This is a genomic window from Pelagicoccus albus, from assembly GCF_014230145.1.
In the GTDB taxonomy this organism is placed as follows: domain Bacteria; phylum Verrucomicrobiota; class Verrucomicrobiia; order Opitutales; family Opitutaceae; genus Pelagicoccus; species Pelagicoccus albus.
In genome coordinates this window covers 1-6,582 of record NZ_JACHVC010000009.1, presented here as the reverse complement: position 1 = coordinate 6,582, position 6,582 = coordinate 1, and the positions used below count along the sequence as shown (strand labels likewise).

9 protein-coding genes are annotated in these 6,582 nt (G+C 45.2%); all 9 read left to right on the top strand.

The window, feature by feature from the left end; translation table 11 throughout:
• The first annotated feature begins 496 nt into the window (after positions 1-496).
• Complete coding sequence (locus H5P27_RS09595; protein WP_185660190.1) at positions 497-892, top strand: hypothetical protein; 396 nt, start codon at positions 497-499, stop codon at positions 890-892.
• A 123-nt stretch (positions 893-1,015) separates the two neighbouring features.
• Positions 1,016-1,570, top strand: coding sequence for a hypothetical protein (locus tag H5P27_RS09590; protein WP_185660189.1), 555 nt, complete (start codon positions 1,016-1,018; stop codon positions 1,568-1,570).
• Positions 1,571-1,600: 30 nt separating this feature from the next.
• The gene (locus H5P27_RS19630; protein WP_221774667.1) at positions 1,601-2,461 is read left to right on the top strand and encodes a type II toxin-antitoxin system VapB family antitoxin; all 861 of its coding nucleotides are present in this window, start codon (positions 1,601-1,603) and stop codon (positions 2,459-2,461) included.
• Positions 2,458-2,853, top strand: a complete 396-nt coding sequence (gene vapC, locus H5P27_RS09580; protein WP_185660188.1) for a type II toxin-antitoxin system VapC family toxin — start codon at positions 2,458-2,460, stop codon at positions 2,851-2,853. Before H5P27_RS19630 ends, vapC begins: the two co-directional genes overlap by 4 nt.
• Before the next feature lie 595 nt (positions 2,854-3,448).
• Positions 3,449-3,835 (top strand): hypothetical protein, encoded by a 387-nt coding sequence (locus H5P27_RS09575; protein WP_185660187.1) that lies wholly within the window; start codon positions 3,449-3,451, stop codon positions 3,833-3,835.
• A 119-nt stretch (positions 3,836-3,954) separates the two neighbouring features.
• Positions 3,955-4,545: a hypothetical protein gene (locus H5P27_RS09570; RefSeq protein ID WP_185660186.1), complete on the top strand. Its 591-nt coding sequence runs from the start codon at positions 3,955-3,957 to the stop codon at positions 4,543-4,545.
• 371 nt (positions 4,546-4,916) lie between these two features.
• On the top strand, positions 4,917-5,399 hold the full coding sequence (locus tag H5P27_RS09565; RefSeq protein ID WP_185660185.1) for a hypothetical protein: 483 nt from the start codon (positions 4,917-4,919) through the stop codon (positions 5,397-5,399).
• A gap of 34 nt (positions 5,400-5,433) precedes the next feature.
• The gene (locus tag H5P27_RS09560; RefSeq protein ID WP_185660184.1) at positions 5,434-5,985 is read left to right on the top strand and encodes a DUF308 domain-containing protein; all 552 of its coding nucleotides are present in this window, start codon (positions 5,434-5,436) and stop codon (positions 5,983-5,985) included.
• A gap of 33 nt (positions 5,986-6,018) precedes the next feature.
• On the top strand, positions 6,019-6,522 hold the full coding sequence (locus H5P27_RS09555) for a hypothetical protein (RefSeq protein WP_185660183.1): 504 nt from the start codon (positions 6,019-6,021) through the stop codon (positions 6,520-6,522).
• The last annotated feature ends 60 nt before the right edge of the window (positions 6,523-6,582 follow it).

Here is a 6,582-nt window from a genome sequence, read left to right as displayed (position 1 = left end):
TCCGGCAAACGCCCGCCCTTTCAATCCGACCTGTGACAAATCAACCCCTAATTTAAGTTAAACCCCAACTGAGGCCTCCATGCATGGCCTCTGCGATGGGAAGACAACTATGGCGTAACGCATGTTACGCTTACCCCGTAGGGCGAAAATTTTTGAAAAATCGACGACTGGAACGAACCGATGAAGAACGCGAAAGGAAGGACTCCCACGACGCATTTTTGGAGTAAGTAAGATGCCCACGACGAAGAAGAATCCAGAAGAGAAAGAACTCAGGCACTGAAGACTTCGACCATTGAGCTCTCCACTACCCCGACCAAACGAATGGAAACTTCCCAGGGACAGAAACTGGACTTGGAGGCGTCATGAAGACAGCCTCTTTCGACAAGGAACCCAACACTTGAACCCACCCCAAAATAATCCCATCCAGTCGTCCCATACAACTCCGGCCATCGCTCCGCGATGACCTACGCGTATGGACTTCACGTTAGGCAAGAAAATGAAAGATCCCTACAACCCAACGGAGGACGAGATTCGCGAATGGGCTTTCACAGACATAAGCGTCGAGCCGAGACAGGATTGGGATCTCATGTTGTCTCACCTGAATAGAACAAGACTCTACCTTGAGTTGGCATCGAACGATCAGTGCCCGACTTCAGAGTATTTTCTTTCCCTCCTGTATCTGATCGTTGGAGACGCAGTTCGGACCGATTTTCAAACAAAGAAGAAATCAGAAATTGAAGATTTGCTGGAAGTTGCAGAGACCGAATTTCCCAAATACTTCATCCACCTCTGGGTCACACGTTCTCGAGAATTACTATTGAACCCTGAGAGTTTTGAATATGACGAATGGTGTGCTGGAGATCTTGCTAGAAATTATGGAAGAGAAGCCTAACCAGGCGGTCGATACAACTCGGGCCAAGCGCCCGAGTTGTGGATGCAGCAAGGACGAATCTTGCCCTACTCTTTCTCCACGTTCAACCTAGGCCCTCGCGTATCACCTTCACGTTAGACGAGAATGAATAACAAACGATTCAAGTTCGAGAACACTCATCGGTTCACCGAGGAGGAATACTTCGATCTTTTCTACGTCATCCCAAAGAAGAGACATCCTATTTTCCGAATCGCAGTAGGAGCATTAGCAATTCTTTGCTTTTTTAGTCCATACACAATCGCCGTTGGTCTAGCTTTGTTTGGCTTTCTGACGCTAGACTTGTTCACAAACAAAATCCGTAATACAAGTTTTGGACACACATATCGAGAATCTAAGATTCTGAAAGAGCAAGTGACTTATGGAGTGAGCGAGTCAGCGCTTTGGATGCATGGCACCGGATTTGAAGCGAGAATAGCTTGGTCCATGATACGGCACTGGGAACTAGCCGATCGGTGGCTCTATGTCACTTGTGCAAATATGCCAACCTTCTACTTTGAAGTCGAAAAGTTACGAGAAAGTGGAGTTCTAGACGAAGTTGTCGCCCTCTGTGACAAGTTTGCAATTCCCTACAAATCAAGAGCTATGAAAGAATTGTCTAACCAGGCAGTCCATACAACTCCGGCCAGCGCTCCGCGCTGACCTACGCGTATGGCTTTCACGTTAGATAGAATGAAAGATTCATTCATAGCACTCAGCACTTTCTACTGTTCAGCCCTTCTAGTTGGTTGGATTGCGCTCTTTGCGACCATTAACAAAGACAGAGACTACACCGTCTTTCAAAGGATAGAGCTTGAGTCCAGCGATATTCTATCAACTGAACAGAACGAAAACGGTTTAGATTTCTATTGGTGGGAAGTCGTACACAACAGAGCTACCTATGAAAAGATTGATGCTCTTGTAAGTGACGGAATAACGCTATCTCTAAGTCAAATGGGAGACTCGCTGAGACTCGAGATCAAAGAAGAAATACTTCCGATTCTTCCAAATCCGAAAGATAAACTTTTGCTAAGCTATTTTCCTGAGGTACGAGAAATCGTTTTAGAGAATTTAAAAAGCAGAGGATTCGTTGGTATTCCAATCGACTCTCCAAAATTGGAAACAGAAAGAATCTATTGGGAATCGTTTTGGCCTGAACTTCCAATGATGGCACTATTCACCCTACCCTGCGTGGTATTGGCCCTCATCGTCTACAAAAGAAGAATATCTAACCAGTCAGCCCATACAACTCCAGCCAGTCGCTCCGCGACTGACTTCCGCGTATGGCTTTCACGTTGGCTAAAGAAAGAAATCGACAAAATACACCTAATCCATACTTTTAGGTGTATGGGCAGAACAAACATCAACCTAGACGATAAGCTAGTAAGCAAGGGTCTGAAGATCACCGGCTTACGCACGAAGCGAGAACTCGTGGATCTAGCTCTCAGAGAGCTATTACGGAAAGAAGACCAGAAGAGCATCCTGGCGCTTGAAGGCAAATTCAAGTGGGAGGGAGATCTCGATGAACTCAGAAAGGGAAGATTCGCTAGATGACGATTGTCGATACGAGTGTATGGATCGACTTTTTGGAAGGCGGCGAACATTGGACCAAAGAGAGACTCAAAGAGAAGCTCGGGGATAGAGAATCCCTACTCTACACTGAAATGATCCTTCTGGAAATCATCCAAGGCATAAGAAGCAGAGAAGGAAGAGAGAGAATAGAGAACGAGTTTGGCACTCTAGTCCTAGCTGCACAGAAACGGTCCACGACGATGTTGGCAGCCGAGATCTATCAAGAGCTGCAAAGAAAAGGATTCAGGATCAGAAGTATCATAGATTGTCTGATTGCAGCGACCGCGATAGAGACAGGAGCTACGATACTTCATAAGGATCGAGACTTTGAAGTCATAGCTGGCCACTACCCAATCATCACTGAAAAGAAATGAGAGCCAACCAGTCAGCCCATACAACTCCAGCCAGCGCTCCGCGCTGACTTCCGCGTATGGCTTTCACGTTAGGGAGAAAATGAATACCTGCCTCAGATACATAGCAAAAAGCAAAATCTTATCAGTAATATTTTGGCTCCTTTGCTTACCGTCGGTCTTAGGCTTATCGGCATCACTCGTAGCATTTATACCGATCCTACTCCTGAGCCATTTCCTAGACTGGAACAAACTGGCGATTCTTTTCATACTCACCGTGTTCTTCTCGCTTGGATTCGTCCTAAGCATTCCAATGTCGATGCGTTACCTAAAGGATCATCTCTCAACAATTGACCAAATAAAGGATAAGATTTGAAGAAATTTACCCTACTCGATTTGGCTGAAGTTAGCCACACGACAAACCGACCAAAACGAATAGAGGGAAAAGAAGATTAGACCGGTGTAAGGATCGATTGCCGAAACCAGAAGAATAGCCAAAAGACAACGCTGACCAACTCGTGAATCCTAAAATGAATTACCCTAACCAGTCGGTCGATACAACTGCGGTCAGCGCTCCGCGCTGATCCTCGCGTATCACCTCGACGTTAGGCAGAAAACAATGTTCCTCGTCTACATAGTTCTAATTCCCACAGCGGTCGCGATTGGATTCGTCTGCATTTTGACCCAGATTCCGACCAGTAGCTTCTACACCGGATTCAAAGGATTCTGGGAATTAGGCTCTGTATTCATATTTCTCACATCCATTCTTTTCGGTGCATCAAAAAGAACTCCAAGCAGTAGAAATGGAAAGATACTTCTCACAGTCTTAGGAGGATTCATATCCTTAGCGAATATTGTCTCTGTCTTCTCGGCAGGGAGCATCGGGAAGCAAGAGTCGATTCTGGGTATAGGGAAAAGCTATCTCTTCATTTTGTTCTCCACATTGTTGTTTTCCTACGTCGTCACCATGAAGCTAAAAGACAAAAATACTAAACCAATTGTCTAAACGATTGAGTCTTACCCAAAGAAATAAGAAAATTAAGCCTAACCAGTCAGCCCATACAACTCCAGCCAGTCGCTCCGCGACTGACTTCCGCGTATGGCTTTCACGTTAGCCAAAAACAATTGAAGACAATCTCAACAGCCTTGCTCGCAATCATCGCACTCGTGCCCTTTCTTTCGGCATTCGAGATCGATTTGCCCAAGAACTACATCGAACGTAGGGATGCGATGCGCGAAAGAGAAAGCCAAAGACTTTGGGAAGAACTGGACAGGTCACAGTTTTTGGAAGAGCTATCGAAAGCGGTATCCGATCACAAAGAAATAGATGGTATTGAACTGAACCATAACGATCTTCTTTCACAGTGGACCCGAACCGAAGGATATTCGCTTCAGAACGGTGAGATCACTGTATCACTGGGAATCTGGGACATGAATTATCCGAAACTGGGAAGAACGAAATGGAACGAGGATTTTCTATTCGCTGACATCCATTACGATCCATCGACAAACGAGATCAAAAGCGATGGAGAGAAAATGATCAGGTTCAAGTTCACGATCGAAAGAACCAATCGAATTTTTAAGAAAGCACGAATTCAAGCGAAGTACGATTCTTTCGAATTCGGATTCCCTACTTACATTTTGCCATTCGGTGGCATAGAATTAAACGAGGCTAACCAGGCGGCCCATACAACTCCGGCAATCGCTCCGCGATGACCTGCGCGTATGGCCTTCACGTTCTGCCGAAAAAAATGGAAATAGCCTTCCTAATATTTCTAGAAATTGGAATAGTAATCTTACTTCGGATACTATGGAAGACGGCGTCAAGCTACTACCGAAATTGCCAAAATGACACGAAAGGATTCTCAAGCGTGCTTAGAAGGATGAATCAAAGAGCTACGAAGCTGTTTATTCTTCTATTCGGAGTCGCATCCACCTTCACTATACTAGTTTGGATGATTACAGGAATACCTAAAGAATGATCAGGTTGAAAATAATAAAAATAAAGCAGAACTAGGCGGCCCATACAACTGCGGTCATCGCTCCGCGATGACCTGCGCGTATGGCCTCAGCGTTGAGGGAAGAAAATGAAACTAATTCTACTAGTCATACCCTACCTAATTGGAATCACCATTTCGTATGGGTGTAGCTGTAAGGAAATATCCGTCGAGGAGAAGCTGGAGTACAGCGACTCGGTAATCTTAGCCCGAATTGTCGACGTAAAAAAAGTCGAAGAAGATAGGTCGACCCCACTTCTAGCCGAAAAGGTTATATCAAAAATACAGGTGCTTCAAAGCTTCGATGGAAAGTTCAAAGAAGGAGACATCATTTCAGTTTCCACAGGAGCACCCTGCCCATATCCATTTCACAAAGGCTATGATCATTTGATCTACCTTAAGAACTCAGAAGAAGGACTATCAACAGCGATGTGCGCTGGAAACATCACGTCCACTAAAGGCAAAAGAACAAAAATACTCGAAGAAGAGATTCTGCTTATCGGATTCTTTTTATCCAAAGAAAAAGACCTCAACCAGGCGGCCCATACAACTGCGGTCAGCGCTCCGCGCTGATCCTCGCGTATGGCCTTCACGTTAGAAAATAATAATGACCCCAAAATTCAGATACACGCATTCTCATACCTTCACACGAGAAGAGTACGTGTATTTGACCGGACTCTTCTCGAGGAAAAGCAAGCCACTAAGACTAACGCTAGCGATTCTGATTGGCGTAGTCTGCCTGCTTTCTCCGTACACGATAGTAATCGGAGTAGCGATCCTACTTCTCGTTGGTCTAGCTTTCTTTCTAGGAAAGAAGAGCGCAGGAACTTTCAATCGTTGGTTTACAAATTCGAAGTTTCTCCAAGGCGAAGTGACCTATGAAGTGAACGATAGAGATCTTCGGATCAGCTGCGATAAACTCGATATCCGAGTGGATTGGGCGATGGCGTCGGTTTGGGAAGAAAAAGACGGTTGGCTTCGAATCTCGTGCGAAGCGACTCCAAACCTATACTTCAGAATCGAAGAGTTGAAAAAAGCGGAGGTCTACGAGCATGTCATCGACCTGTGCAATCATTACGCAGTACGCTTCAACTCCGAAGATGCAAAAATGAATTCTAACCAGTCAGCCCATACAACTCCGGCCAGCGCTCCGCGCTGACCTACGCGTATGGCTTTCACGTTAGCTAAAAAAATGAAGATCCCCAAATTGGCATTTCTGCCCCTTACCCTGACTACACTCTTCGTGAGACTGTCGGCGATAGAAGACGTAAGCATGGACTTAAGTTTCGATGCTGGATCAGCATTTGTTCGATGGTCGAACCAATCTCAAAGAGAAATTAGCTACTACCGAAACCAGAGTACTTCGAATGGCGACCAGTATTGGGGGTATCGACTCTATTTAATAAACGAAGAGGACGAAGTGACAAAAGTCTTTTTCGTTGGAGAGACCGAAGCGTCTGTACCCGATTTCAGCAACCTAAAGCCAGGAGAGACTGAAACGACCGAGATTGATTTGGATGCGTGGTTCAAGAAAAACGAAGAATACGAGATGCCTAGACCTAAAGATGGGAGATACATCACATTCATGAAATATGATGATTCTGAATACGATGGTTCACTAGGTTTCACCAGTCTTGGCACCCATTTTTCATCCATCGCAACTCTTCAAATTGAGAATGGAAAAGTTAAAAACTAGAGCTAACCAGACGGTGCTGGCAACGTCGGCTAACGCCGCCGTCACCAGACCTTAGCGTTA